We start from the raw sequence: 25,823 nt of genomic DNA on the forward strand, positions 1-25,823 counted from the left end.
GACAGCGCTGCTTCAGGGTTTCGCGGTCGGCTGGCCTGGAGCAGTGCCCTGCTCGGTGCCGGGCGGCTGCGGGACATGCTGCTCGCCGGAAGTCGGCGACTTTATCAATTCCCCGTAAATCTCCACCGCGCCCCACGCAATGAAGGCCAGCAACAGGCCGGCTATGAGAATCCTTAAGGCGTGCCAGCCCCAGTGTCCCTGCCGGGCTTTGTCTTCAGGAACGATCTTGGTCATGATTGGCCTCCATGTTGCGTGGCGGCGGGCATCTCGGGCGCGGCACGATCGGGTAACGGGCCCTTGCCGTGAAGGTTCCGAGCGGGTGAGGATCATTGGACGGCCCGATGCAGGCGTTTGAAGCTCGCCAGCAAGTCAGCCGTGAGGGCCATGCTTAAGCAGGCCGCAGCGCTGAAAGACCTCGACGGCCTAATGCAGGTCGTCCGGACCTTGCCTTGGCGGCGGAGGCTTGGTGTTCTCCCGATAGATGGCGTAAGCGACGACCGCGAGGGCGGGCGCGGCAAGGACTGCCAGTCCGCCCCTGCTCTTGGCCAGGGCCGGAAGCAGGGCAAGCGCCGCGGTAACACCCACCGCCGTCATGTCGGCCTGTCGCCGTCGCGCGCGCCGTTTGCCGCGCATGCGGGCCGTCAGCTTGTGGATGACGATGATCAGCCCGGCAACCACCAGGAACCCGATGCCGAAGCCCAGGCTGGTCGCCAACGGCCCGTAGCGCGCCGCCAGCCAGATATAGGCGGCGCCGATAAGGAAGCCGACGCCGCAGAGGGCAAGAATGGCGGCAAGCCCATAAAGGATGACCGTTATCCGCGCCCTTTGCACGGCAGCCATGGCCTCGCCCGAGGCGAGGGCCGAGATCAGCGAGACAAGCGTCCCCATCTGCGGTTAGCGGCGGGAAAGGAGGGCGAAGAGATAGCCGACGCCAGCGGCGATCGCCAGCGACGTCACCGGCTTCTCACGCACCTTGGCTATCAGTTGCGCCTCTATGTCCTCGGCACTTCCCCGCACGCTCTCGAACGCGGCTTCGCCTTGCGCGCGCAACTGTTCAACACCATCCGCGGCGGCGCGCCGGGCGGCGCCGTAACCGTGTTGGCCGGTCTTGGCGAGTTGCTCCGTCAGTTTCTGGATATCCGCCTTCAACTGCTCGATATCGGCCTCGAGATCGGCGGTGGTTGCTTGGTCCGTTGCGGATTTGCCTGCGGCGGTTGCCATTCTCTAACTCCTTGCGTTTGCGCTGGTTTCAACGCCCGTTCAGCACCATGGTTCCGGGCTTGGTCGCTCACAGCACCCTAGGGCGTGTCGATATTCAGGTCAGGCCGGCCTGACCTGAATATCGACACGCCCTAGATCAGCGGCCTGCGTTCCTCGCCCAACCCTTCCCATCGGGCCAGCTTCTTCAGCCCATCATAGTCGATCACTTCGCAGCCACCATCCCGCCACAGGACCAATTTGCGGTCCATCAGCTTGCGGATCGTCTTGTTGGTGTGAACAAGCGAGAGGCCAAGCGTGTCAGCGATGTGCTGTTGCGTGATCGGGATCTGCACCGGCGTCTTACCGTTGAGGCCGGCGCCGCGAGCCCGGCTGGCGATGAAGGCGATAAGATAGGCGGCGCGCTCGAGCGCGGTGCGACGGCCGATGCTGAGCAGGTTCTCGTCCAGCATGCGCTCCTCGCGCGAAGCGATCCAGGTTATGTCATAGGCAAGGCCGGGGTGGTTGCGATAGAGTTCCTGCAACTGCTCGCGTTCGAAGACGCAAAGCAGCATCGGCGACAGGGCTTCGACGGAATGCTGCATCTCGCCCATCAGGCTGCCCTGCAGGCCGATGAGGTCGCCGGGCATGGAAAAATTGAGGATCTGCCGCCGCCCGTCGGGCAACAGCTTGTAGCGAAACGCCCAGCCCGACAGCACTGTGTAGAGATGGGCGCTGTGGCTGCCTTCGACCAGGACCGTCGCCCCCTTGTCGACGGCAAGTTCACCGCGCTTGAAGGTGCTGATGAATGACAGTTCCTGCTTGTCGAACTCACGGAATGCAGGCAAGGGCCGCAACGGGCACTTTTCGCAAGGATATTGACGGCTGGCGACCGGACGTGCGCTTTGGCTGGACATTTCGACCCCTCTTCGAAATCCCTGCCCTTGCGGGCGCAGGGAAACGCTTGAGACAGGCAGGGGTTCCGCGAGGCGGACCCCATGTCTTTTTTAAATGACATGACAGCCAATTCCGCGCATGAGTGCGGCCCTGCCGAGGAGACATAGGTGCCAGCATTGCTTGACGGACTGCGTATCCTTATCCTGGAAGACGAGTTCCTGATCGCGATGGATGTCGAGCAGCTTTGCCGCGACCACGGCGCCGCGGATGTGACGATTGCCCGCGAGCTCGCGGAGATCGACGGGCAGGCGCTGCCGGAGCGCTTCGACGCGGCCGTCGTCGATCTGATGCTTGGCGGCGTCTCGACCCTGGATTTCGCCGCGCGGCTGCGCAGCGAGGGCGTGCCGTTCGTATTCGCCTCCGGCTATTCGGATTCGGATGAAATCAAGGGTTCATTCCCAGACATAAGGCTGGTGACCAAGCCTTACTCGGGCGACGATCTGATCGAAGCCGTGGCGATGGCCTGCGGCCGGGTCGCCTCGGCCTGAGGCCATTATGCTATCGGAATTGTTGGCGATCGGCTCACGCCGCGTTCGAGCCTGTCACTTGCGCCGAGATCGCGTCAGGTCCGAATTCGTCCTCGCCGGAAATCTTGAGGATCTCCTGCAGCCTTGTGCGCGCCCGGCTGACACGGCTCTTGATCGTGCCGACCGCGCAGCCGCAGATTTCGGCGGCTTCCTCGTAGGAAAAGCCGGAAGCACCGATCAGGATGATGGCTTCGCGCTGGTCCTCGGGCAGTTGCTCGAGCGCGCCGCGGAAATCCTTGAGGTCCAGCTGGCCATGCTGGGCCGGATGAACGGCAAGCCTGGCGGTCATGATGCCGTCGCTGTCCTGCACCTCGCGGCCGCGCTTGCGCATCTGCGAATAGAATTCGTTGCGCAGGATGGTGAACAGCCAGGCCTTGAGATTGGTGCCCGGCTGGAAACTCTCATGCTTGTCCCACGCCTTGACCAGCGTTTCCTGGACGAGGTCGTCGGCCCGGTCGGCGTTCTGCGTCAGCGACACCGCAAAAGCACGCAGGCTCGGGATCGCACCGAGCAGCTCGGTCTTGAAGCTCTGGGATACCGCCACCATGCCTCAGTCCTTTTTCTGGGCAGGTTCGGTCTGTTCCAGTTGGCTCAGCAACTGAGCGAAGCGGTCCGGCACCTGGTCCGAGACCAACTCGTCATAATATTGCTTGAGCTTGCGGGCAATTTCGGAGTTCGCCCCAAGCGGGTTGCCATCCCCGTTCCGATGCCTGCTTTTGGCATCAGCCATCTGTTTTTTTGACATTTCTTTCATAGTCGCCCTAATTTCCAGCACCCGAACCGCTCTTCGACTTCAAACCACAACGCAAGCGGAACCTTCGTCTGGTTGCCCATCCCGAGACCCCGAAACGCCGGTCTGCTAATTTTGTTCCACGGCCGGCGGAACTTTTTCCGGAAGCCGGCGTTGGTTTTCAGGGGCTTGCAACGGCATGGCCTTGAACGCGCAACGTCATCTGAGGGAGACGTAAATAATGAGTTTGTCCGCAACCATCGCTCCGCATCTTCCGTTCCTGCGGCGCTTCTCGCGCGCGGTGTCGGGATCGCAAGAGAGCGGTGACGCGCTGGTCGCCGCGATGCTGGAAGCCATCATCGCCGACACCAATATCTTCCCCGAAGCCTCCAGCGACCGTATTGCGCTATATAAGGTCTTCGCCAGGCTCTTCACCTCCGTTGCCATCCGCGTGCCGCAGGAGCAGGCCCAGACGGCCTGGGAGCAGCGGGCTGCGGCCAATCTGAACGCGATCGCGCCCCTGCCGAGGCAGGCTTTCCTTCTTGTCGCCGTGGAAGGCTTCAGCGAGGACGAGGCGGCGGAAGTTCTCGACGTCGACGAGGACGAGTTCTCGGAGTTGCTTGCGCAGGCAAGCAACGAGATTTCGCGACAGGTCGCGACCGATGTGCTGATCATCGAGGATGAGCCGCTGATTGCCATGGACATCGAAGAGATGGTCGAAAGCCTCGGCCACCGGGTCGTCGGCACGGCACGTACACATGCCGAGGCAGTGGCCATGTTCGGCAAGACGCGGCCGAAAATGGTGCTGGCCGACATCCAGCTCGCCGACGGCAGCTCTGGCATCGAAGCCGTCAACGAGATCTTGTCGTCGACGCCGGTACCGGTGATCTTCATCACCGCCTTCCCGGAACGCCTGCTGACCGGCGAACGCCCCGAGCCGGCCTTCCTGGTCACCAAGCCTTTCAATCCCGACATGGTCAAGGCTCTGATCAGCCAGGCCCTGTTCTTCGACCGGCAGGCCAAAGCCGCCGCCTGATCCGCGTTTTGGACCGTTTTGAGCGTCATGCGAGGCCTTCGCGCCTCGCATGACGCTCATCCGTCTGCGATCTGAAAAGTCCCTTCAAAGGGGATCGTCTTTTTCAGCAAATGGTGGAACAAACGGCACCGACCCACGTTCTTTTCCCGACATAACAAGGAGACGCATCATGCTGTACTGGGCGCTCGTATTTCTCGTGGTTGCGATCATCGCCGGCGCGCTTGGGTTCGGCGGCATCGCCGGCACATCGGCTGGCATCGCGCAAATCCTGTTCTTCATCTTCCTCGCCTTCCTGGTGATTTCGCTCATCGCAGGCCTCTTCAGGAGAGCCTGACCGCGACACTGGAAGCCGCACCCCTCAAACGGTTTCCAGCCACCGCCGGGCGGCGTCTCGAAAGAGCGCCGTCCGGCGGACCGTTTTGGAGAGCATGGTCGTCGGAACCAGTTGCGGATTGAGCCGTTCAAGGACCGAGTGCGGGGATGTTCCAATGCCTCCCGAGGATCCCACGAAGGACAGAACTGAAAAGCGTGACGGTGAGGTAATCGCGATGCATCCCGCCGAAAGCGGGATGCAGGTGGGGCGAGCCTTGCTTCATGCCCTGCACAATGCCGGAATCTCGGTTCTTTATCAGGATCGGCAGATGAAAACGGTCTGGGCGCGCAACATGAGCGCGCCCTGGGCTTCCGAAACCGCCGACGGCAAGGATTTGCTTTCGCCGGCGCAGGCCGAACGCATAAGGGCCGTCAAGCTCAAGGTGATCGAATCCGGCAACGCGGACCAGCTCGAGCTCAGCATTCCAGGAAGCCAAGGCGTCCGCTGGTTCCAGCTTTGGATCGACGCCGACCGCAGCGACACCAGCGAAGTCCTCGGCGTCGTCACCACCATGGTCGAGACGACGGAGCAGAAACGCCGCGAGCAGACGCTGAAGACATTGCTGCGCGAAGTCAGCCATCGATCGAAAAACCTGCTGGCCATCATCCAGAGCATCGCCACACAGACAGGACGCTACACGGAGACGCTCGGCGAGTTCCTGGCGCGGTTTCGCGGCCGGCTGCAATCGCTCGCTTCCTCGCAGGACCTGGTCACATCCTCCAACTGGCGGGGAGCGGCATTGCATGAACTCGTATCCGGCCAGGTCGGCCGCTACAGCGCCGATCTGGCGCGAAGCCTGCGGTTCGCGGGCGACAATCCATATCTCAATCCCAACGCCGCCCTGCACATCGGCCTGGCGATGCACGAATTGGCTGTGAACTCGGTGAGCTATGGCGCGCTGTCGCAACCGGACGGCCATGTCGAAGTGAGTGCAAGGCTAGAACCCGACGGCGGAACTTCGCCCAGCCTTTTGCTCACCTGGACGGAGTCGGTCGGCGACGCGCCGCGCAACGAAAAGCGCTTTGGCAGCGTGGCGCTGGAGCGCGTCGTGCCGATGTCGCTGAACGGCTCCGCGACGCTCGAGATCGGCAAGGACCGCATGGAATACCGCCTCACTGTCCCGCATGGAAATTTCGAGACGGATTGATTGCGCCCCTATGGCGCCAAGCTTTGCAGGCGAAGGCCTTTAACCCCCTGTTCACCATAAAGTCCGGTCCTGTGTTGCCGGCTGGCGATGCGCCGGAAACCCGTCCGTGCCTGCCGGCGCGCGATCTGGGAGACTGAAATGATGGTTGCCGATACGAACAGACTGGAGCAGGCCGCCCGTGTTTCGATGAGCGGCTTCCAGGATGCCGAGCCGCAGCCGGCGCCGCGACCGTCCCATCTTTCGCTTCGCCTTGGCGCGGTCGCGCTTCTCGCCGCCGTGGCCCTGACCGCCGCCTGGCAATTGTTCTGATCCCCGCATGCGGCTTGGACCGCAAGCATGTCGACCAAAGTTGTGCGGCGGCTTGGTAGATGACAGCCATCAGGAACGGGACGTAAAGCGCGTCGCCTGAATCCATTTCAGCGTCACGCTTTGACCCCGGCCCGGAACTTTCGCTCGGCGAGAATCGTTGTTTGCGGCGAGAGGTTTGGAGCCATGGAACACATCGCCGCACTGCTCTTCGTCGTCGGTTGCTCGAGCACAATGACCGATTGCCGCGAACTCGAAGTGCCGGTCAGCGTCTTTGAGACCGCGCAGGCCTGTACGGCCGAACGGCCCTTCGCCCTTGGCGATCTGCAGGGCCGGGCTCCCCGCATTATCGGCAAATGCCTGGCCGTCGATCCGGCCCTGGAGGACGATTACGACCACATCGCCTGGAACGTGCGGCCCGACGGCACGCTGGTCGCGTCTTTAGAGGTTTCCGGCATGCTTGTCGCGTCGAACAGCGGGCGCCCCGAAAAAGACTATCTTAAACAACAGTAAGATCGGGCAGGCAAAGCCCGTTTTTTCATGCTAAATGGCGGCTGGTACTGCCGAAAGTGAGGACAAAAGTGAGGAGCATTTCAATGCGGAAAATGATTATTGCCATGGTAGCCGTTGTCGCTGTCAGCGGCTGCACCACGACCGAGCAGGATGTCGTGGGCGGTGGCCTGATCGGCGCCGGCGTGGGCGGCCTGGTCGGCGGCGGCAAGGGTGCGCTGATCGGCGCGGCCGTCGGCGCCGGGTCGGGCCTCCTGGTTCGAAACCTGCGCAACGGCTATTGCCAGTATCGCGATCATCGCGGCCGGATCTACACGGCTCGCTGCAACTGATACCGGAAAAGAACCGGAGGCCGCTAACCGGCTTCCGGTTCTAATCCGCTGATAAGCCCGCCATCGCGGGATCTTGGCCGCTCATTCGGCGAGCGGGATTTTGATTTCCACCTTTAATCCGTCGCTGCGATAGTCGCGCGCGATCGTGCCGCGCAATTCACGCGTGACGTTGAGATCTATCAGCTTGGTGCCGAAGCCGGTCTTTGCCGGCGCCTCCAGTTTTTTCTGCCCAGCTTCGCGCCAGTTCAGGAGCAGCGTCTGCGCACCGCCGCGCGTTTCGACGCTCCAATCGACCTTGAGGGCGCCCACCGAATTGCCGGCCTCGCCATATTTCAGCGCGTTGGTGGCGAGTTCGTGGAAGGTAAGCCCGAGCGCCTGAGTCGTCGTCTCGTCGAGCAGCACTTGCGGCCCGGACAGCACACCTTCGGGAAGATCCTTGCCGAACACCTGCCCGAGCTCGATACGCAGCAGGTCGCTAAGATCGGCCTTCTGCCAGCGCGAGCGCGTGAGCATATCCTGCGATGCGGCCATGGCCTGGAGGCGTGCAGAGAATGATGCCGAGAATTCCTTGACGTCGGTGGCTTGCGAGGCCGTCTGCCGCGCGATGGCCAGCACGCGGGTGATCGAATTCTTGATGCGATGCTTCATCTCCTGCAGGATCAGGTCCTTCTCCAGCAGGCTCTTTTCCGTCGCCTCGTGCAGCGCCGATTTCGCGTCATAGGCACGCTCCTGATAGCGCGCCACCAGGGCGATGGCGCCGGCGAGCAAAAGGCCGAACAGCCCGAGCATCACCGGGATGGCGCGCGAGGACGGTGGCTCGAAGGCGCTTGTCGGCCTGAACAGCACCGTCCAGGGCCGGCCCGCGACGACGATATCGCGACGCGCCAAAAGCTTCGCGCCGATACGTTCCGCCGGCGGTGCTTCCGAACGGAAAACCAGATTGCCGGCCTCCGGCTTGCCGTCATAGACCTCGACATTGACCGGCAGCAGCGGCGAATGGCTGAGCGCGACCTGGAACAGGTCCTGCGCGCGGAACGCGGCGTAGAGAAAACCGGCTGTCGAGGAGCGGCTTGCATTGATCACCTCGGGCGCGGTTTCGACGTTCAGCCGCACGAAAACCAGGAATCCGGTGAAGGTCTGCGCCACACCGGCGCCCTGGCCGAGCTGGACCATGCCGCTCGCATGCTGCTGGTCGTCGGCCATCGCCCTTTCGATCGCCGCGCGCCGCACCGGCTCGCTGAACATGTCGAAGCCGATGATCGACTGGTTGGACGTGTCGAGCGGCTCGAACAGCACGATGGGCGTGCGCCATTGCTGGGTCGTCGCAGGGTAGATCGGGTGGGCCGACCCATGGTCGCGCAGGATATCGCGTTCGACCGCGGCCTCGTCGCCGGCTTTGGCGAGCCTCAGGAAGCCGATACCGCGCAGCCCGGCGAAATTGTCGTCGATGTCGAGGGCGGTGAAGAAGGCCTTGAACTCGCCGCGCGTGATGTCACCGTTGCGCGCGTCGAACAGCGCCTGCGTCGAGCGCAGCAGCGACAGATGCAGGTCGATGCGGCTCTCGATGCGGCTGAGCGCATCGTCGGCGGTGCCTTCGAACTTTATCCGCGCCGCCTCTTGCGTCGCGAAATAGGCGAACCCCGCCATCGTAAGGCTGATCAGCGCGACGGCGATGAAAGCGACGATGGGGAAGAGTTTCTTCAACTGCCGGGTCCAGGAATGCTCGGACCTTTATGGGCAAGTCTGGGTGACAAGACAATGGCGAGGCCAAACCATGAAGGCGGCTGGCACAGGAGCCGGCCGCCGGCGGCTTGCTAAGTCACCACCTCAAGCCGCGATCTTCAGCGCGCCCGGGCCGGGGATGGCGCCGGGCGGACATTTGCCCAGGATAATCATGCCGAGCACCTCGTCCTGAGTGACGTCGGTGGTGCGCGCGGTGCCGACCACCTGGCCGTTCTTCATCACGCAGACCCGGTCGGCGAGATCGAACACGTCATGGATGTCGTGGCTGATCAGGAAGATGCCGATGCCGTCGGCCTTGAGCTGCTTGACCAGTTCGCCGACCTGCGCCGTCTCCTGCGGACCGAGCGCGGCCGTCGGCTCGTCCATGATCAGGATGCGGGCATTGAACAGGATCGCGCGCGCGATCGCCACCGACTGCCGCTGGCCGCCCGACAATTTGATGACCGGCTCCTTGAAGCGCTGGAAGCGCGGATTGAGCCGTCCCATCACCTTGCGCGCCTCGGCTTCCATGGCGACGTCGTCGAGCGTGCCCCAGCCGGTCATCAGCTCGCGCCCGAGGAAGAGATTGGCGGCGGCATCGACATTGTCGGCCAGCGCCAGCGTCTGGTAGATCGTCTCGACGCCGTATTTCTTGGCGTCGCGCGGGTTCGAGATCGAAGCCTCCTCGCCATTGATGAAGATCTGTCCGCTGTCGCGCTTGTAGGCGCCCGACAGGATCTTGATCAGCGTCGACTTGCCGGCGCCGTTGTGGCCGAGCAGCGCCATCACTTCGCCGGGGAAAAGATCGACGGACGCGTCGTCGACGGCGCGGATACCGCCGAAGGCGATCGAGATGTTGCGCATGTCGACCAGCGGAACGCCGGCGGGAGCGGATGTGTCAGCCATGTTGTTTCTCCTCCCTATAGTTCATGCTTGAGCATGATCTCGCCCGAAAACCGGTTTCCACTTTTCGGGATCATGCTCAGGCCCGCTTGCGATAGAGGGTGTCGAGCCACACCGCCACGACCAGCACGGCACCGACGACGATGCTTTGCAGCGGGGAATCGACGCCGAGCAGCACCATGCCGGACTGCAGCGACTGCATCAGCAGCGCGCCGAGCATGGCGCCGAGCACGGTGCCGGAACCGCCGGCAAGCGACGTGCCGCCGATGACGGCCGCTGCGATGACCAGCAGCTCGTCCAGCGTTCCGAGCGCATTGGTGGATGAATTCTGCCTGGCCGACGAGATCGCCGCCGCGATCGTCGCCAGCACGCCCATGATCATGAACACCTTCATGGTGATCCAGCGCGTGTTGATGCCGGCGAGGTTAGCCGCTTCCGGATTGCCGCCGATGGCGAAGACATAGCGGCCGAAGCGCGTGCGCTTGGTGACGAAGGTCATGATCAGGCCGACGGCGACCGCCATCAGCACCGGAATGGCGATGCCATGCGCGATGAACAGCCCGCCCTCGGGGACGGTGATGTTGTTGGCGGCGGCGTAGCGGTTCACGATGCCGACCGGCCAGGGATAGGAGTTGGCGAGCCACACTGCGCCCAGGATGATCGCGCAGGTGACCGTGGCGAGCAGCGTCTCGGCCCAGACCGGGCGCAGCGGGAAACGGAAGCGCTTGCGCTGCACGCGGCCGTTATAATGCATGAAGATGACCGCCAGGCAGGCGACGATGCCGACGACCCAGCTCCATTTGGCACCGATCGAGCCCGCCGGGCCGCCGCCCATCAGCTGGAACGTGGCGTCCAGCGGCGCAACGGTCTGGCCGCTGGTGACCCACCAGGCAGCGCCCCGCCAGACCAGCAGACCGCCCAGCGTGACGATGAAGGCCGGCACTTCGAGATAGGCGATGACGAATCCCTGGAAGGCGCCGATGATGAGGCCGAGCGCCAGGCCGATCAGCAGCGCCAGGACCCAGATCCACGGGTTGCCAAGCTCAAGCCCGACGAAGCGAACCAGAAAATGCACCTGGGCGAAGCCCATGACCATGCCGATCACCCCTTCTGCCGAGCCGACGGACAGGTCGATGTTGCGCATGACGATGACCAGCACCATGCCCGACGCCATGATCGCCACCGCCGAAGTCTGCACCGACAGGTTCCAGAGATTGCGCGGCGTGAGAAAGGTGCGGCTGTCGAAATCGAGCGGATTGACGCCAAGCCGCAGGCTGGAGATCACATGCAGCCCGATCCAGATCAGGAGCAGCGCGCCGATCATGCCGAGCATGCGGGTGTCCAGCTCGGTTGCCTTCAGGAACCGGGCGACGGCGCCCAGCTCCGAGGCACGCGCGGTGTCTGCCGGTTGGGTAGACGTCGTGTCGGTCATGATTTTCTCCCGCCGGCCTGCCGTCTGACGCGGATGCCGGACCTCAGCCTGGAAGCCTATCCGCTCGCGGCGGAACGGTAAATCTTTGAGAAAACGCCGCGGCCTTCAGGCCGCGGCGCAAGGTTTTGGTCTAGTGTCGGCAAGCTTAGTTGCAGACCTTGACGCTGCCGGCGGGCACGCCGGCGCAGACTTCGTCCTTCTTGATCCAGCCGGCGTCGATGACGACGTTGAGATTGTCCTTGGTGATCGCGATCGGGGTCAGGAACAGCGACTTGACGGTGTTGCCGCCAGGCGTCGTGAAGTCCTTGGCGCCGGCGATGTCGCCCATCTTCTTGCCGTCGGCGAGCTGCGAGGCAATCTCGGCGGCGTTCTTGCCGAGCTCGCGCGCGTCCTTCCACACCGACACGGTCTGCGTGCCGAGCGCGATGCGGTTGAGCGCCGCGTGGTCGCCGTCCTGGCCCGAGACCGGAACGGTGCCTGCCAGGCCCTGCGCCGTCAGCGCCGCGACGACGCCGCCGGCGGTGCCGTCATTGGCCGCCACGACTGCGTCGACCTTGTTGTCGTTGGCGGTCAGGAACTGCTCCATGTTCTTCTGCGCGTTGGCGGGCAGCCAGCCGTCGGTATAGGCCTCGCCGACATTCTTGATCTTGCCGCTGTCGATCGTCTCCTTCAGCACTTCCATGGAGCCCGAGAACAGGAAGTCGGCGTTCGGATCGGAGCCCGAGCCCTTGATGAAGACGTAGTTGCCTTCGGGCTTGGCCTTGAACACCTCACGGGCCTGCATGCGGCCGACTTCCTTGTTGTCGAAAGTCAGGTAGAAAACGTCCTTGTTCTCGATCAGGCGGTCGTAGCCGACGACCGGGATGCCTTCATCGAGCGCCTTCTGCACGGCCGGACCGATCGCCGAGGCATCCTGCGCCAGGATGATCAGCGAATTGGCGCCCTGCGAGATCAGGCTTTCGACGTCGGTCAGCTGCTTGCCCGGATTGGACTGCGCGTCGGCCGAAATATACTTGTCGCCGGCGGCCTCGATGGCGGCCTTCATCGCCGCTTCGTCGGTCTTCCAGCGCTCTTCCTGGAAATTCGACCACGAGACGCCGATCACCTTGCCCTTCGCCTCGGCGACCGAAGCCAGCGTCAGCGACATGGCAACACCCGCCAGAATGGCGGCTGCGAATTTTTTCATGATATCCTCCCTGCGCCCTGTATGGCGCGACCCAGACTGGCCCAAAGGCCGGCATAGAGGCTTTTTTTCGAGCCTCAAAAAAATAGTGATGCAGCGAAATGGTGCTGTCAACCGAGATTCTGATGGCATTTGATGGGTCCAGGCATTTTTTTCGGGGTTCGCAATAAATAATGACATCGGCTTTGGCTTCTGCCACTATCCCTAGCGTGTCAGCGACAGGCCATGGCATCATCACAAGGCCGCGATGACCGGGGAGGACGTGCGAGACGATGTCGGTCGGAATCCGCCACGACGATTTGCGTCGGCGCAACCGCGCCATGGTGATTTCGGCCGTGCGCCGCGCCGGCCAGCCGTCCCGGACGGAAATTGCCGCCACCACCGGCCTCAGCCACTCGACCATTTCGGCGATCTCCGCCGATCTGATTCAGGAGGGCATTCTCACCGAAAGCAAGGCCAGCGAGCCGACGGCATTGAAACGCGGCCGGCCGCAGATCGGCCTGGCGCTGAACCCCGAAGCCGCCGCGGTGCTGACCGTGGTGCTGTCGCTGAACTTCCTGTCGGTCGCCGTCATCGACTATGCCGGCCAGGTGATCGCCGAGGAGCAGCGGCGGCTGGATACGCTTGTCATGCCGCGCGACGAGCTGATCGGCGAGTGCCTGGCGATCGTCCGGCGCCGGCTGCAGGATCCCGATCTCGACGTGAGCAGTGTCGCCCGCATCGCCATGGGCATTCAAGGCATCACCGATTCCCACTCGCGCGCCATGCTGTGGTCGCCGATCACGCCGCTGACCGACATTCCGTTCGCCGACATCCTGGAGAGGGAATTCGACATCCCTGCCACCATGGAGAACGACTGCAATATGATGGCGGTGGCGCTGCGATGGCGCGATCCCGAGCGCTATCGCGACAATTTCATCGCCATCCTGCTCTCGCACGGCATCGGCATGGGCCTGGTGCTGAAGGGCGAACTGTTTACCGGCACGCATTCTTCCGGCGGCGAGTTCGGCCACATGATCCATCGTCCGGGCGGCGCGCTTTGCCGCTGCGGCCGCCGCGGCTGCGTCGAGGCCTATGCCGGCAATTACGCCATCTGGCGCAGCGCCATGGGGATAAGCGAGGACGCCGCGCCGATCGACATCGGTGACGCCGACATGCGCGCCCTGGCCGCCAAGGCGCGCGAAAAGGACGGCCCCGAGCGGGTAGCATATCGGCGGGCCGGCGAAGCGCTGGGGTTCGGCCTGGGCAGCCTCTTCGCCCTTATCGATCCGGCGCCCGTCGCCATGGTCGGCGTCAGCGCGGCCGCCTTCGACCTGATCGAGCCGGCGTTGAGAGAGGCGATCGCCCAGACCGCCGGTGGCCAGCACACGAACTCGATCTCCTTCGACACCGAGCCGAACGAACTGCCGCTGATTCGCGAAGGCTGCGCCATGCGCGCGCTGTCCTTCGTCGACCAGGAGATCTTCGCGCCGGGCGTCCAGGCGAGGTCTGGCGCAACCGGGAAAAACGTCGCCTGACGATTAGGGTAAAACCAATCATCTCTAAGCGACCGATTTCCGACCCAATTGGGAACCTTGAGCTGCAACGGCTTTGCGTCAAATGCTGACATCGAGACTTTCGAGTCGATATCGGACAAGCGAGTCAACCTGCTTAGCTCGCTTACCCGGTCGCAATCGCAGCCAACCGCGCTTCTTCGCGCGCAATCAGGGCTTGATATCGCGGATGGCCGTGCAGCGGCATCAACTCGGGCTCTCGCTTGATCCATGCGAGGAGGTGCGCTTTGGGAAGGCAAGTCTCCAACAAATCGAGAGCCCGATCTGGCTCGCCCATTTGGGCAAAGGCGCATGCAATATTGTGGTAGTCCCTCATATCGTCCGGCTCGATCGTCAACGCCCGCGCGGCCCATTCCTCGGCGCGCTCTTTCTCTCCCAGATGGGCCAATGCGATCGCTCCCAACGATAAGGCACGCGCGTTGTCGGGGTGCAGCGCGATCTCCCTTTCGGCGCGCTCCAAAGCCCGGCGTGAAGCAACACCCAGTTCGTCATGTCGTCCCAACAATCGATAGCAATCAGCCGCAATGAGGAGAGCCCAATGGTCTGCTTCAAGAAGCTGAGCGGCGCGCTCGCAATGCTCGATCGCGTCTTCGTAGCGGCCAAGGTAAAGGCAGGTCAGGCCAAAGTTAACTCGCACCTCAAACGAGTCCGGTTCAAGGCGTAGCGATTCCTCATGCGCCGCCAGCGCCTCATCGTTGCATCCCAGCGCGGCCAGTGCCCGCGCCCTGGCGGCATGAGCCTCGGCCAATGTCGCATCCAGCGCGAGCGCCTTTTCGGCCGCTGATAAGCCTGACTCCTCCGATCCCCCGAAATGCAGGAACGCTTGGCAGAGGGCGACCACAGCCCAGGCGCGGGCGTAATCAGGATCGATCTCCAACGCCTGCCGGCAGAAGCGAACGGCGATCTCCAAGCTTCTCGCTCCCTGCTGCGTGAGGTAGTGCCGACCCAGGAGATAGAGCTGATAGGCCTTCGGGTCTTGCGTTGAGCGGCTCTCGATCGCCGTCTTTTCGGCCGGCAGCAGCCTGATCTTCAGCGCCACCACGATGGCCTGCGCGATTTCGTCTTGCAACGCAAAGATGTCTTTCAGTTCGCGGTCATAGCGCTCGCCCCAGACCTGGCTGTCCTTGCTCGCGTCGATCAGCTGCGCCGTGATCCGCACCCGCCCGCCAGCCTTACGCACGCTCCCTTCGACGACATAACCGACCTTCAGCCGCTCAGCCAGCTGACCTATTTCGACGGCCTTGCCCTTGAACGTGAACGTGGTGTGGCGCGACAGCACCTTGAGCGTGGAAACCTTCGAGAGGTCGGTGATGATGTCCTCGGTGATACCGTCGCTGAAGTATTCCTGCTCGGGGTCGCCGCTCATGTTGACGAAGGGCAGAACGGCGAGGGAGGGCCCGCCGGGAATCAGGAGTGCCGGCTTCAGTTCCGCTCCTTCCTCCTGGGGCGGGTCCCTCGTCGCGACCACTGGTCCGACGAACCGATAGCCGCGGCGCGGGAGCGTCTCGATCCAGTGCTCGCCGCCAGGTTCTTCCCCGAACACCCGCCGGAGTGCCGCGATCTGGGCAGTCAGGTTGCTTTCTTCAACGGCGAGACCGGACCATCCGGCATCCATCAGCGCAGCCTTGGAGACGGGCGCGCCCGCTCGTTCCACCAGGACGCGCAGGAGCGCAACCGCGCGCTGTCCCAATGCAAGGGGCTCAGCATTCCGAAACACGATTCCCATCTCGGTATCGAGACGGAACGGTCCCATTCGGTGGATCGTCACCATGGCCCGAAATCTACCCGACTTCGGAAACTTTTCCGAACTCTTTCAGGAGCATTTCACGTCTTTCGGACGGAGAAGGCAGAGACTGTGTAAACATCTCTTGGAGGTTCGACATGACAACGAATGTGAAGTCCCCGCTGCCATACGCAAGGCCCCATAACTGGCGCCGCTGGTCCTCTGCTGGTGTCGGCCGCGTTCTCGGCAAACTGGTGGGCTGGTGCCAGGATGAGGTATTCCGGATCGCCGCGATTGACGAACTGAATAGGCTCAACGACCACTATCTCGAAGACGTGGGTATCGATCGCAGTGACATCGGTCCGATCGTCGATGCAACGGTGAAGCGCCTGCGGGAAAGCCGGAAGAAGGCTTGAGGCCATGCGAGCCGGGTCTCATGCATATCCCCCCTGCATCGCCACTACTGCGGCATCGGCAACCGCCTGCTATTGAGTTCTACCCCTGGAACATGATTTCGGTCCATTGGGATGGCGGGGCTCTAGCCTAATCTTCCCTGATTGCATACCCCGCGCCACGGATGGTGCGGATGACGTCCGGCATGCGGCCGTTGTTGACGGCCTTGCGCAGGCGGCCGACATGCACGTCCACCGTGCGCTCGTCGATATAGATCGTCTCGCCCCAGACATTGTCGAGCAGCTGGCTGCGCGAGAACACGCGGCCTGGATGCCGCATCATGAATTCGAGCAGGCGGAACTCGGTCGGGCCGAGCCTGATCTCGCTCTTCTTGCGGTAGACGCGATGCGATTCGCGGTCGAGCACGATGTCGCCGACCTTGAGCACGCTGGACAGCACCTCAGGCTTGGCGCGGCGCAGCAGCGCCTTGACGCGCGCCATGAATTCCGGCGTCGAGAACGGCTTGACCAGATAGTCGTCGGCGCCGGTGGACAAACCTCGAACCCGATCGCTTTCCTCGCCGCGCGCGGTCAGCATGATGATCGGCAGCCGCTCGGTCTCGGGCCGCATCCTGAGGCGCCGGCAAAGCTCGATGCCGGAGACCGCCGGCACCATCCAGTCGAGCACGAGCAGGTCGGGCACATTTTCCTGAAGGCGGATTTCGGCCTCGTCGCCGCGGGTCACCACTTCCACCTGGTAACCCTCGGATTCGAGGTTGTAGCGGAGCAGCACCCCCAGCGGCTCCTCGTCCTCCACCACCATGATGCGTGGCGCGATCATCGGGGTAACCTTTTCCGTCAGGCGGCCGGCGCCGACATTGCCGTCTCGTCCTGCTTGGGACGGTTGGCGGGCAATTGCGTGCCGGTCAGCACATAATAGGCGTTCTCGGCGATGTTGGTCACATGGTCGCCGATGCGCTCGAGATTCTTGGCGCAAAACAGAAGATGCGTGCAAGCGGTGATGTTGCGCGGGTCTTCCATCATATAGGTCAGGAGTTCGCGGAAGACGGATGTGTATTTGACGTCGATGCGTTCGTCGTCGTTGCGAAGCTTGGCCAGCGCCGTGGCGTCGCCCACCGTATATTCCTGGATCACCGCCTGGACCTGGATCAGCACCAGCTGCGCCATGGAATCGATCGAATGCGTGAGGTCGCGCGGAGCGGTGCTGACGCCGACCGACCCGACGCGCTTGGCGATGTTCTTGGCGAGATCTCCGATGCGTTCGAGGTCGCCCGCCATGCGGATCGATCCGACCACGTGGCGAAGATCGTCCGCCATCGGCTGCCGCTTGGCGATCAGCGTGATGGCGCGGTCGTCAAGCTCGCGCTGACGCGCGTCCATGATGGCATCGTCGGAGACGACGCGCTGCGCCAGCGCATTGTCGCTTTCGAGCAAGGCCCTGGTCGAGCCGCCGACCATGGAGCCGGCGAGATCGCCCATGTCGTTGATGAGCCGGCTGATCTGCCTCAGATCTTCGTCGAAGGAGGCGACGGTATGTTCGGCCATGATGGTGTCCTCGTATGAGCTCAGCCGAAGCGGCCGGTGATGTAGTCCTGGGTGCGCTTCTCACGCGGCGAGGTGAAGATCTTCTCGGTCCGGTCGAATTCCACCAGTTCGCCCAGATACATGAACGCCGTCTGCCGCGACACGCGCGCCGCCTGCTGCATGTTGTGGGTGACGATGACGATCGTGTAGTCGGCTTGCAGTTCGTCGATCAGCTCCTCGATCTTGGCGGTCGAGAGCGGATCGAGCGCCGAGGCCGGTTCGTCGAGCAGGATGACCTCCGGCTTCACCGCGACGGTGCGGGCGATGCAAAGGCGCTGCTGCTGACCGCCGGAGAGGCTCTGGCCGCTGGCGTTGAGCTTGTCCTTGACCTCGTTCCACAGCGCCGCGCGCTTCAGCGCCGACTCGACGCGGCTGTCCATCTCGGCCTTGCTGATCTTCTCATAGAGCCTGACGCCGAAGGCGATGTTTTCATAGATCGACATCGGGAACGGCGTCGGCTTCTGGAACACCATACCGATCTTGGTCCTGAGCAGGTTGAGGTCCTGCGAGCGGTCGAGGATGTTCTTGCCGTCGAGCAGCACCTGGCCCTCGGCGGTCTGCTTCGGATAGAGCTCGTAGATGCGGTTCAAGACGCGCAGCAGCGTCGACTTCCCGCAGCCCGACGGGCCGATGAAGGCCGTCACGCTGCGCTCGGGCAGGGACAGGTTGATGTCCTTCAGCGCCTTCGACTGGCCATAGTAGAAGTTGAGGTTCTTGACCTCGATCTTGGCCTTCTCGACGGTCGTGTCGGCTACGTTCAGGTCGGTGGACAACATCGGTTTCATCTGTCCTCTCTGCGTCCGGTCAGGCTGCGGGCGAAGATGCTCAGCCCGAGAACCGTCAGGGTGATTATGAGTGCGCCCGTCCAGGCCAGTTGCTGCCATTCCTCGTAGGGGCTGAGAGCGAACTGGAAGATGGTCACCGGCAGGCTGGCCATCGGAGCATTGAGATTGCTCGACCAGAACTGGTTGTTGAGCGCGGTGAAGAGAAGCGGCGCCGTCTCGCCGGAGATGCGGGCGATCGCCAGCAGGATGCCGGTGACGATGCCCGACATCGCGGCGCGGTAGGCGACCGAACGGATAACCACCCAGCGCGGCGCGCCGATTGCCGTGCCCGCCTCGCGCAGCGCATTGGGCACGAGGTTCAGCATGTCCTCGGTGGTGCGAACCACCACGGGGATCACCAGGATGGACAGCGCGACGGCGCCGGCGATCGCCGAGAAATGACCCATGGGCCGCACCAGCAGCTCATAGACGAACAGGCCGACAATGATCGAAGGGGCCGACAACAGGATGTCGTTGATGAAACGCACGATTGTCGTAAGGCGTGAAAAGCGCCCGTACTCGGCCATGTAAGTGCCGGCCAGCACGCCGATCGGCGTGCCGACGACGATGCCGATGATGGTCATGACGATGCTGCCGTAGATGGCATTGAGCAGACCGCCGGCATCGCCGGGAGGCGGCGTCATTTGCGTGAACACCGCCAGCGAGACGCCGGACAGGCCCTTGTAGATCAGCGCGCCGAGGATCAGCGCCAGCCAGGCGAGGCCAATGCCGGCGGCGACGACGCAAAGCGCCATCATCACGCCGTTCTTGCGCTTGCGGCTCCGGTGGAGAGACAGGGCTGTCGACATGGATCAGGCTCCCGCACGGCGATCGATACGCAGCAGCATGTAGCGTGCGATGGCAAGGATGACGAAGGTGATGATGAACAGGATCAGGCCGAGCGCCACCAGCGAGGAGGTGTAGAGCTCGCCGTCGGCCTCGGTGAATTCGTTGGCGATGGTTGCCGAGATCGTGGTGCCGGGCGCGAACAGCGAGGCGCTGATGCGGTGCGCATTGCCGATGACGAAGGTGACGGCCATGGTCTCGCCGAGCGCGCGGCCGAGGCCGAGCATCACGCCGCCCATGATGCCGACACGGGTATACGGGATGACCACGCGCCGCGTCACTTCCCAGGTCGTGCAGCCGATGCCGTAGGCCGATTCCTTCAGCACGGCGGGCACCGTGTCGAACACGTCCTTGGTGATCGAGGTGATGAAGGGCAGCACCATGATGGCGAGAATCAGCGAGGAGGTCAGCAGGCCGATGCCGTAGGGCGGGCCGGCAAACAGGCTGTTGAGGCCGGGGATGCCTTTGAAGACCCAGATGATGAAGGGCTGGATCGTCGTCTGCAGGAACGGCGCGAAGACGAACAGGCCCCAGATGCCATAGATGATCGAGGGAATGCCGGCGAGCAATTCGACCGCGATGCCGATCGGGCGCCTCAGCGGGCGCGGGCACAACTCGGTCAGGAAGACGGCGATGCCGATGCCGATCGGCACGGCGATAAGAATGGCGATGGCCGACGTGACGAGCGTGCCATAGATGGGCGCCAGGGCGCCGAAATTCTCAGTGACCGGGTTCCAGGCCTCGGTCGTCAGGAAAGAAAAACCAAACTTCGACAGCGCCTGCCATGAGCCGGCAAACAACGAGATGGCGACGCCGCCGAGAATAACCAGCACGAGGATGGCGGAAAGACGCGTGGCGGAGCGGAAGATCGTATCGGTGAGGGCGAAGCGGCGCACCGTCGCTTCTCTGGTGCGCATGGAGGACGCGGTCACGGCTTCGGAAGCGGCACTCATCTAGCCCCTCGCATTTCGAAAGAGACAGGAGGGCGCCGGAAGCGCCCTCCCTTGTTCGTCAGAATTACATGCCGGAATAGAGCGGCTTGCCGTTCGCGTCGACGATGTCCTTGCCCCACATTTCCTCGACGCTCTTCACCACCGCGCCGGGCATCGGAACATAGTCCAGCTCGGCGGCCATGTCGTCGCCCTTGGCGTAGGACCAGGCGAAGAACTTGAGCGCTTCGGTCGTAGCCGCCGCGTCGTCGGGCTTCTTGTAGACGAGGATCCAGGTGGCCGACGTCATCGGCCAGGTTTCGGCGCCGGCCTGGTTGGCCAGGATCACGCCGTAGCCCGGCTGCGAGCTCCAGTCGGCACTGGCCGCCGCAGCCGAGAACGCCGCAGCGGTCGGCTCGACCTTCTTGCCGTCCTTGTTGACCAGGTCGGTATAGGTGAGCTTGTTCTGCTTGGCATAGGCATATTCGACATAGCCGATCGCGCCGCCGGTCTGCGAGACGTTGTTGGCGACGCCCTCATTGCCCTTGGCGCCGATACCGACAGGCCATTCCACAGCCTTGTCGACGCCGACCTTCGACTTCCAGTCGGCGCTGACGTCGCCGAGATAGTAGGTGAAGTTGAAGGTGGTGCCCGAACCGTCTGAACGGTGAACCACGGCGATCGCCTGCGAAGGCAGCTTGACGTCGGGGTTGAGCTTCTTGATCGCCGGGTCATCCCAGCTCGTGATCTTGCCGAGGAAGATATCGGCCAGCGTCGGGCCGTCGAGCACCAGTTCGCCGGGCTTGACGCCTTCGAGGTTGACGACCGGAACGATGCCGCCCATCACCATCGGGAACTGCGCGAGGCCGGTGCTGTCGAGTTCGTCTCCCTTCAGCGGCGCGTCGGAAGCGCCGAAGGTCACCGTCTTGGCCTTGATCTGCTTGATGCCGCCGCCGGAGCCGATCGACTGGTAGTTGAGACCGATGCCGGTCTCCTTCTTGTAGGCGTCGGCCCACTTCGCATAGATCGGATAGGGGAAGGTGGCGCCGGCGCCGGAAATGTCGGCAGCCATCGCGGCGGCGATGCTAAAGGTAGATGCCGCAGCCATTGCAATCGCAACGGCCGCCGAGCGGATGAAATGTCTCATGTGGCCTGCTCCTGTTCGGAAGATGGTCTTTCGGCACCCGTTCTATCGGCGCCCGGTGAGCGCAATAGCCCTCGATTATTACAGTCGCATGACAGTTTCGTGTCAGCCCGGTAACGTCTGGACGAGGATGTCTGGAGAGGTCGGCGGAGGCCCCGAAGGACCGGCCGAAGTTTGCCGCGGGAATCAGCAACTTGTCTGACTTTTGAATCAAAAATTATCCCGGCGGCCATATGGTGGCCGCCGGGAAATAAAATCCGGACGAGAGCGCGTTGCCTGCACGCCAGAGCGGATCATGGCCTGGCCATCGCCGAAAACAGGTCCGTTGGGGTAGAGTCGACACTGTTTCTTGTTGGCGGTCGCTTGCTCCCGCCCGTAACCGAGGAGCGGAATCAATGACACATTGTCCAAGCTTGGCTTTTGCTTTGGTATGGTGCGATCGCACCATACGCATGCGTCAACGCCTTGCGCCCGCCTGCCGGCTAAATTCGCTCTAACCCGCGTTGCGCCGGGTCTCGATGTCCGAACCCAGCCAGCGCTCGAGCTTCTCCAGCAGCGCCCGCGGGCTGATCGGCTTCGGCAGGTAATCGTCCATGCCGGCCTCGAGGCAGCGTTCGCGATCGCCCTTCAGCGCATGCGCCGTGACGCCCACGATCGGCACATGCGTGCCCGTGTCCTCCTCGAGCTTGCGAATGGCGCCTGTCGCCTCCAACCCGTTCATTTCCGGCATCGACACGTCCATCAGGATCATGCGCGGATTGAGCTTGCCGAAGGCATCGAGCGCCTTGCGGCCGTTGCCGACGATCTCGAAGCGGTAGCCGGTCTCGCCAAGGATCTGGGTGAACACCATCTGGTTCACCTCGTTGTCCTCGGCGACGAGGATGTCGAGCTCGCGCTCGGCTTCGGCCGGGCGTGGGCGCGCACGCACGGGCGGTGGCTGCAGCATGGCGCGGTCCGACGCCGCCGTCTGCGCCGGCGCGGCTTGCGGTGGGCTGCCGCCAACGGCGGGTTGCACCACGGCGCTGCTGTGGCGATGGCGCTGGATGGTTGCCACCAGCGTCTCCAGAAGGACGGAGGAGCGCGCCGGCTTGATCAGCTGCGCATCGATGCCAAGGTCGCGATAGGCCGTATTGGCGAGCGATTGGTCGACCGAGGTCAGCATGATGATGGGCGTATGCGCCAGACCCGCCGTGTTGCGCACGATGCGCGCCATCTCGGCGCCGGTCATGCCGGGCATCTGGTAGTCGAGCACGATGCAATCGACCGGCACGCCATAGGCCGCGGCGGCAATCAGCACCTTCAACCCTTCGGCGCCGCTTTCGGCCGCGCAGGCATCGAACGTCCACGATGCCATCTGCTCGCTCAGGATCGAGCGGTTGACGCCATTGTCGTCGACGATGAGCACGCGCGCGCCGGTGACGTCGACCGGCGTGATGCGCTGCGCGCCCTGCTCGGCCCTGGGCAGCGTGACGGTGAACCAGAACGTCGAACCCTTGCCCTCCGCGCTGTCGACGCCGATCTCGCCGCCCATCATCTCGACCAGCCGCGAGGTGATGGCGAGGCCGAGGCCGGTGCCTTCATGCCGCCTGGTCGAGGAGGTGTCGACCTGGCTGAATTTTTCGAACACCAGCTTCAGCTTGTCCTCGGGAATGCCGATGCCGGTATCTGTCACGGAAATGGTGAGCTTCGTTCCCGCCGGAACCCGCTCGCCCGTCACGTCGACCAGGACGTGGCCCTCATCGGTGAATTTCACGGAATTGCCGAGCAGGTTGGTGACGATCTGCCGGATGCGGCCGACATCGCCGACAAACTCGCCGTCGAGCCCCGGCTGGACGCGGACGATGAGCTCGAGATCCTTCTCCTTGGCGCGCGTCGAGACCAGCGTCGCCACATCCTCGATCGCCTCGGCGAGGTTGAAGGGCGCCGGATCGAGCACCAGCTGGCCGGCGTCGATCTTGGAGAAATCGAGGATGTCGTTGATGATGGTGAGCAGCGCGTTGCCGGATTTGACGATGATGTCGGTGAACGTCTTCTGCTTCGGATCGAGGTCCGACTTTGCCAGCAGTTCCGCCATTCCAAGGACCCCGTTCATCGGCGTGCGGATTTCGTGGCTCATATTGGCGAGGAATTCCGACTTGGCGCGGTCGGCGAGCACGGCGCGCCGGCGCGCTTCGCTGAGCTCGGCCTCGCGCTGCTTGAGCTCGGTGATGTCGGTGGTGGAGCCGATGAGATAGAGCGAGCCGTCGGAGGCTATCATCGCGCCCTTGCGGGCGAACTGGTGCCGGACGCTGCCGTCCGGCAGCGTCACCGTCTCTTCGATCTCCTGCGTCTCACCGGTGCGCAGCACTGCAAGGTCGCCGGCCACGAAGGCTTCGCCATCCGCTCCGAATATCTCGACATCGGTCTTGCCGATCGCCTTTTCCCTGCTGAAGCCGGTGAGATCGCACCAGCCCTGGTTAACGTAGAATTGCCTGAGGTCCGAGCGCTTGGCGTAGATCGACACCGGCACATTGTCGATGAGGCTGCGGAACACCTCGTTCTCGCTCATGCTTTGCCGAAGCGCCTGCTCGCGCGCTTTGACCTCGGTGATGTCGGTGCTGGAGCCGACCAGATGCACCGAGCCGTCGGTCGCCACCAGCCGGCTCTTACGCGTCATCAGCTGCCGCACCGTGCCGTCGCGATGGGTGACAGCCTCCTCGACCTCGCGCCCCAGACCGGTCGACACGACTTCGGTATCGTCGCTGCTGAAGCCGTCGGCTTCTTCCGACGCGAAAAGCTCGCGATCCGTCTTGCCGAGCACCTCGTCCTTGTCGAACCCGGTCAGCGCGCTCCAGGCCTTGTTGACGAATTCCATGCTGAGATCGTCGGCCTTGATGAAGGCCGCCACCGGCAGCTCGTCCATCACGTGCCGGTAGAGGTCGATCTGGCGCATGGAGTCGCGCAGCGCCTTCTCGCGGACCTTGATGTCGGTGATATCGACGCGCACGCCGATGAACGTCCCGTCATCGGTGCGCATGTCATAGACCTGGTACCAGCGCCCGTCGGCGTTGAGGCGCTCGTAGGCGGAATTTGGCAAACGGTACCGCTTGAGCATTGCGTCAAGCCAGCGCTCGGTGTCGACGCCGTACAGACTGTCGATCTGGGTGTCGCCGCTCGAGCGGAAATAGCCGACCGAATGACCGAGAACCAATGCTTCGCGAAACATGCAGCCCGGCTGCCAGGCCGGCTTCAGCGCCGGCAGCGTGTCCTGCAGCTTGCGGTTGGCGAAGACGAAGCGGTCGTCGCGGTCGTAGATGATGACGCCAGCCGGCAGCGATTCCAGAACGGTGGCGAGGTTCCTGCGCGCGTCCTCGGCCTCGGTCTCGCGCTGCTTCATGTCGGTGATGTCGACATAGGAGATCAGCCGCTTGCCGCCCGGAAGCGGCGCCAGCGAGGCGATCAGCGTGCGGCCGTCGCTGCGCGGCAACTGTCTGGAGCCTGCGGCGCCGGCCCGGATTTCGGCTTCCCGCTCGGCCACATGGCTTTGCCAGTTCCGCTCCTCGCCGCCGAACGGATCGGCAGCACGAGTGGCTTCCATGAGGTCGCGAAAAGAGGTGCCGGCCGGAGCGCGCAGCGGATCGATCTTCCAGAAGTCGTAGAAGGCCCGGTTGATCACCTCGACGCGCATTTCGGCATCGACAACGATGACGCCGATCGGCATCGAATTTACCATCAGGCTGAGATTGCTGAACGTCTCGGCCGTCCTGGCATTGGCTCTTTCGATCTCGGCGTCTCGGCGCTTGACCTCGGTGACGTCATAGTAGGTCAACAGGCGTTTGCCGCCGGACAACGCCGTCACCGAGAATATCATCGTGCGGCCGTCGGCATGGACGAACTCGCGCGGCGCGACGGAACCGGCACGAATTTCCGCGATTCGGCTGACCAGGTAGCGCTGCCACTCCTGTTCTTCGATCTCGCCATAGATGCCGTTGCGGCGATTGAGATCCATCAGGCGGCTGAACGGCGCGCCGACAGTCACCGCCCCCTCGGGGATCTTGGACAACTCCCGGTAGGCTTTATTGATGATCAGCGTGTCGAGCCGGGCGTCCAGAAGCACGACGCCCATACGCATGGCGTCCATCGTGCGTTCGAGATCGGCAAGATGCTGTTCGCCGCCTTCGCCGACGGGCGTGTCGTCGTCATGCCCAACCGTTGCGCCGAGGGGGTTGCGCATGCCGCCCGTCCCACTCGTCTTGTCCACGTCCGCCATGCTGTTGCCACCCCCAGCCGAACCCCGCTTCGCGGTTCGTCGGCGGAATGTGCCCGACAAGCATTAACGATCCGCTAACCATAATGAGTGCAACCCGGCTGCCTTTCGATGCCGTTGAGAGAACCAGGATCGTGGCGCCGGTTGCGGTAATCCGCCTGTTGGCGATTGGGGCAACGACACATTATAAAGCGGCTGAGGTGTTG

Annotated in this window: 27 protein-coding genes; 9 read left to right on the forward strand and 18 right to left on the reverse strand. The window is 63.4% G+C overall.

Going from position 1 to position 25,823, the window contains the following annotated elements:
• Positions 1-12: 12 nt before the first annotated feature.
• The 4 genes from EN862_RS18130 to EN862_RS18145 all read right to left on the reverse strand — a co-directional run bounded on the left by EN862_RS18130 (position 13) and on the right by EN862_RS18145 (position 2,114).
• Positions 13-234, reverse strand: a complete 222-nt coding sequence (locus EN862_RS18130; protein WP_127865686.1) for a hypothetical protein — start codon at positions 232-234, stop codon at positions 13-15.
• A gap of 189 nt (positions 235-423) precedes the next feature.
• Entirely contained in the window at positions 424-888 is a 465-nt protein-coding gene (locus tag EN862_RS18135; RefSeq protein ID WP_127865685.1) for a phage holin family protein, read from the reverse strand.
• 6 nt (positions 889-894) lie between these two features.
• Positions 895-1,221, reverse strand: coding sequence for a DUF883 family protein (locus tag EN862_RS18140; protein WP_127865684.1), 327 nt, complete (start codon positions 1,219-1,221; stop codon positions 895-897).
• Positions 1,222-1,352: 131 nt separating this feature from the next.
• Positions 1,353-2,114: a Crp/Fnr family transcriptional regulator gene (locus EN862_RS18145; RefSeq protein ID WP_112129573.1), complete on the reverse strand. Its 762-nt coding sequence runs from the start codon at positions 2,112-2,114 to the stop codon at positions 1,353-1,355.
• A gap of 147 nt (positions 2,115-2,261) precedes the next feature.
• Here EN862_RS18145 and EN862_RS18150 point away from each other — a divergent pair, with 147 nt between their 5' ends.
• Positions 2,262-2,642, forward strand: a complete 381-nt coding sequence (locus tag EN862_RS18150; RefSeq protein WP_127865683.1) for a response regulator — start codon at positions 2,262-2,264, stop codon at positions 2,640-2,642.
• 34 nt (positions 2,643-2,676) lie between these two features.
• Here EN862_RS18150 and EN862_RS18155 read toward each other — a convergent pair whose 3' ends face one another.
• On the reverse strand, positions 2,677-3,228 hold the full coding sequence (locus EN862_RS18155) for an RNA polymerase sigma factor (RefSeq protein ID WP_042641628.1): 552 nt from the start codon (positions 3,226-3,228) through the stop codon (positions 2,677-2,679).
• 3 nt (positions 3,229-3,231) lie between these two features.
• On the reverse strand, positions 3,232-3,435 hold the full coding sequence (locus EN862_RS18160) for a NepR family anti-sigma factor (RefSeq protein ID WP_112129764.1): 204 nt from the start codon (positions 3,433-3,435) through the stop codon (positions 3,232-3,234).
• A 217-nt stretch (positions 3,436-3,652) separates the two neighbouring features.
• Here EN862_RS18160 and EN862_RS18165 point away from each other — a divergent pair, with 217 nt between their 5' ends.
• The 6 genes from EN862_RS18165 to EN862_RS18185 all read left to right on the forward strand — a co-directional run bounded on the left by EN862_RS18165 (position 3,653) and on the right by EN862_RS18185 (position 7,115).
• The gene (locus EN862_RS18165; RefSeq protein WP_095816782.1) at positions 3,653-4,447 is read left to right on the forward strand and encodes a response regulator; all 795 of its coding nucleotides are present in this window, start codon (positions 3,653-3,655) and stop codon (positions 4,445-4,447) included.
• Positions 4,448-4,616: 169 nt separating this feature from the next.
• A complete protein-coding gene (locus EN862_RS18170; protein WP_018429836.1) occupies positions 4,617-4,781 on the forward strand; it encodes a DUF1328 domain-containing protein in 165 nt (54 codons plus the stop codon).
• Between the two features lie 154 nt (positions 4,782-4,935).
• The gene (locus EN862_RS18175) at positions 4,936-5,967 is read left to right on the forward strand and encodes a sensor histidine kinase (RefSeq protein ID WP_127865682.1); all 1,032 of its coding nucleotides are present in this window, start codon (positions 4,936-4,938) and stop codon (positions 5,965-5,967) included.
• A gap of 138 nt (positions 5,968-6,105) precedes the next feature.
• The gene (locus EN862_RS36230; RefSeq protein WP_189401826.1) at positions 6,106-6,276 is read left to right on the forward strand and encodes a hypothetical protein; all 171 of its coding nucleotides are present in this window, start codon (positions 6,106-6,108) and stop codon (positions 6,274-6,276) included.
• Positions 6,277-6,459: 183 nt separating this feature from the next.
• Entirely contained in the window at positions 6,460-6,786 is a 327-nt protein-coding gene (locus EN862_RS18180) for a hypothetical protein (RefSeq protein ID WP_127865681.1), read from the forward strand.
• A gap of 83 nt (positions 6,787-6,869) precedes the next feature.
• Positions 6,870-7,115, forward strand: a complete 246-nt coding sequence (locus EN862_RS18185; protein WP_027166589.1) for a YMGG-like glycine zipper-containing protein — start codon at positions 6,870-6,872, stop codon at positions 7,113-7,115.
• Between the two features lie 81 nt (positions 7,116-7,196).
• Here EN862_RS18185 and EN862_RS18190 read toward each other — a convergent pair whose 3' ends face one another.
• The 4 genes from EN862_RS18190 to xylF form a co-directional block, all read right to left on the reverse strand.
• Complete coding sequence (locus EN862_RS18190) at positions 7,197-8,819, reverse strand: CHASE domain-containing protein (RefSeq protein ID WP_127865680.1); 1,623 nt, start codon at positions 8,817-8,819, stop codon at positions 7,197-7,199.
• A gap of 123 nt (positions 8,820-8,942) precedes the next feature.
• Positions 8,943-9,743: an ATP-binding cassette domain-containing protein gene (locus tag EN862_RS18195; protein WP_127865679.1), complete on the reverse strand. Its 801-nt coding sequence runs from the start codon at positions 9,741-9,743 to the stop codon at positions 8,943-8,945.
• 76 nt (positions 9,744-9,819) lie between these two features.
• Entirely contained in the window at positions 9,820-11,172 is a 1,353-nt protein-coding gene (locus EN862_RS18200) for a sugar ABC transporter permease (protein ID WP_127865678.1), read from the reverse strand.
• A gap of 145 nt (positions 11,173-11,317) precedes the next feature.
• On the reverse strand, positions 11,318-12,358 hold the full coding sequence (xylF, locus tag EN862_RS18205) for a D-xylose ABC transporter substrate-binding protein (protein WP_127865677.1): 1,041 nt from the start codon (positions 12,356-12,358) through the stop codon (positions 11,318-11,320).
• A 269-nt stretch (positions 12,359-12,627) separates the two neighbouring features.
• On the opposite strand from xylF, the gene EN862_RS18210 reads away from it, so the two are divergent.
• Positions 12,628-13,872, forward strand: coding sequence for an ROK family protein (locus EN862_RS18210; protein WP_127865676.1), 1,245 nt, complete (start codon positions 12,628-12,630; stop codon positions 13,870-13,872).
• Positions 13,873-14,014: 142 nt separating this feature from the next.
• On the opposite strand, the gene EN862_RS18215 is transcribed toward EN862_RS18210, so the two are convergent.
• The gene (locus EN862_RS18215; RefSeq protein ID WP_127865675.1) at positions 14,015-15,679 is read right to left on the reverse strand and encodes a winged helix-turn-helix domain-containing protein; all 1,665 of its coding nucleotides are present in this window, start codon (positions 15,677-15,679) and stop codon (positions 14,015-14,017) included.
• Between the two features lie 110 nt (positions 15,680-15,789).
• Here EN862_RS18215 and EN862_RS36235 point away from each other — a divergent pair, with 110 nt between their 5' ends.
• Positions 15,790-16,047, forward strand: coding sequence for a DUF1127 domain-containing protein (locus EN862_RS36235; protein ID WP_189401829.1), 258 nt, complete (start codon positions 15,790-15,792; stop codon positions 16,045-16,047).
• Between the two features lie 127 nt (positions 16,048-16,174).
• Here EN862_RS36235 and phoB read toward each other — a convergent pair whose 3' ends face one another.
• From phoB to EN862_RS18255, 7 genes are all read right to left on the reverse strand, one after another.
• On the reverse strand, positions 16,175-16,864 hold the full coding sequence (gene phoB / locus EN862_RS18225) for a phosphate regulon transcriptional regulator PhoB (protein WP_010911896.1): 690 nt from the start codon (positions 16,862-16,864) through the stop codon (positions 16,175-16,177).
• Between the two features lie 17 nt (positions 16,865-16,881).
• Positions 16,882-17,589, reverse strand: coding sequence for a phosphate signaling complex protein PhoU (phoU, locus tag EN862_RS18230; RefSeq protein WP_095816775.1), 708 nt, complete (start codon positions 17,587-17,589; stop codon positions 16,882-16,884).
• Between the two features lie 20 nt (positions 17,590-17,609).
• The gene (pstB, locus tag EN862_RS18235) at positions 17,610-18,413 is read right to left on the reverse strand and encodes a phosphate ABC transporter ATP-binding protein PstB (protein WP_127865673.1); all 804 of its coding nucleotides are present in this window, start codon (positions 18,411-18,413) and stop codon (positions 17,610-17,612) included.
• A complete protein-coding gene (gene pstA, locus EN862_RS18240) occupies positions 18,410-19,261 on the reverse strand; it encodes a phosphate ABC transporter permease PstA (protein WP_127865672.1) in 852 nt (283 codons plus the stop codon). The genes pstB and pstA overlap by 4 nt, the downstream gene beginning before the upstream one ends.
• Before the next feature lie 3 nt (positions 19,262-19,264).
• Positions 19,265-20,251 (reverse strand): phosphate ABC transporter permease subunit PstC, encoded by a 987-nt coding sequence (gene pstC, locus EN862_RS18245; RefSeq protein ID WP_127865671.1) that lies wholly within the window; start codon positions 20,249-20,251, stop codon positions 19,265-19,267.
• A 64-nt stretch (positions 20,252-20,315) separates the two neighbouring features.
• Positions 20,316-21,374, reverse strand: a complete 1,059-nt coding sequence (gene pstS / locus EN862_RS18250; RefSeq protein ID WP_127865670.1) for a phosphate ABC transporter substrate-binding protein PstS — start codon at positions 21,372-21,374, stop codon at positions 20,316-20,318.
• 490 nt (positions 21,375-21,864) lie between these two features.
• Positions 21,865-25,620, reverse strand: a complete 3,756-nt coding sequence (locus EN862_RS18255; protein WP_245519639.1) for a PAS-domain containing protein — start codon at positions 25,618-25,620, stop codon at positions 21,865-21,867.
• Positions 25,621-25,823 lie beyond the last annotated feature (203 nt).

The organism is Mesorhizobium sp. M2E.F.Ca.ET.219.01.1.1, assembly GCF_004016445.2.
Taxonomy (GTDB): Bacteria; Pseudomonadota; Alphaproteobacteria; order Rhizobiales; family Rhizobiaceae; genus Mesorhizobium.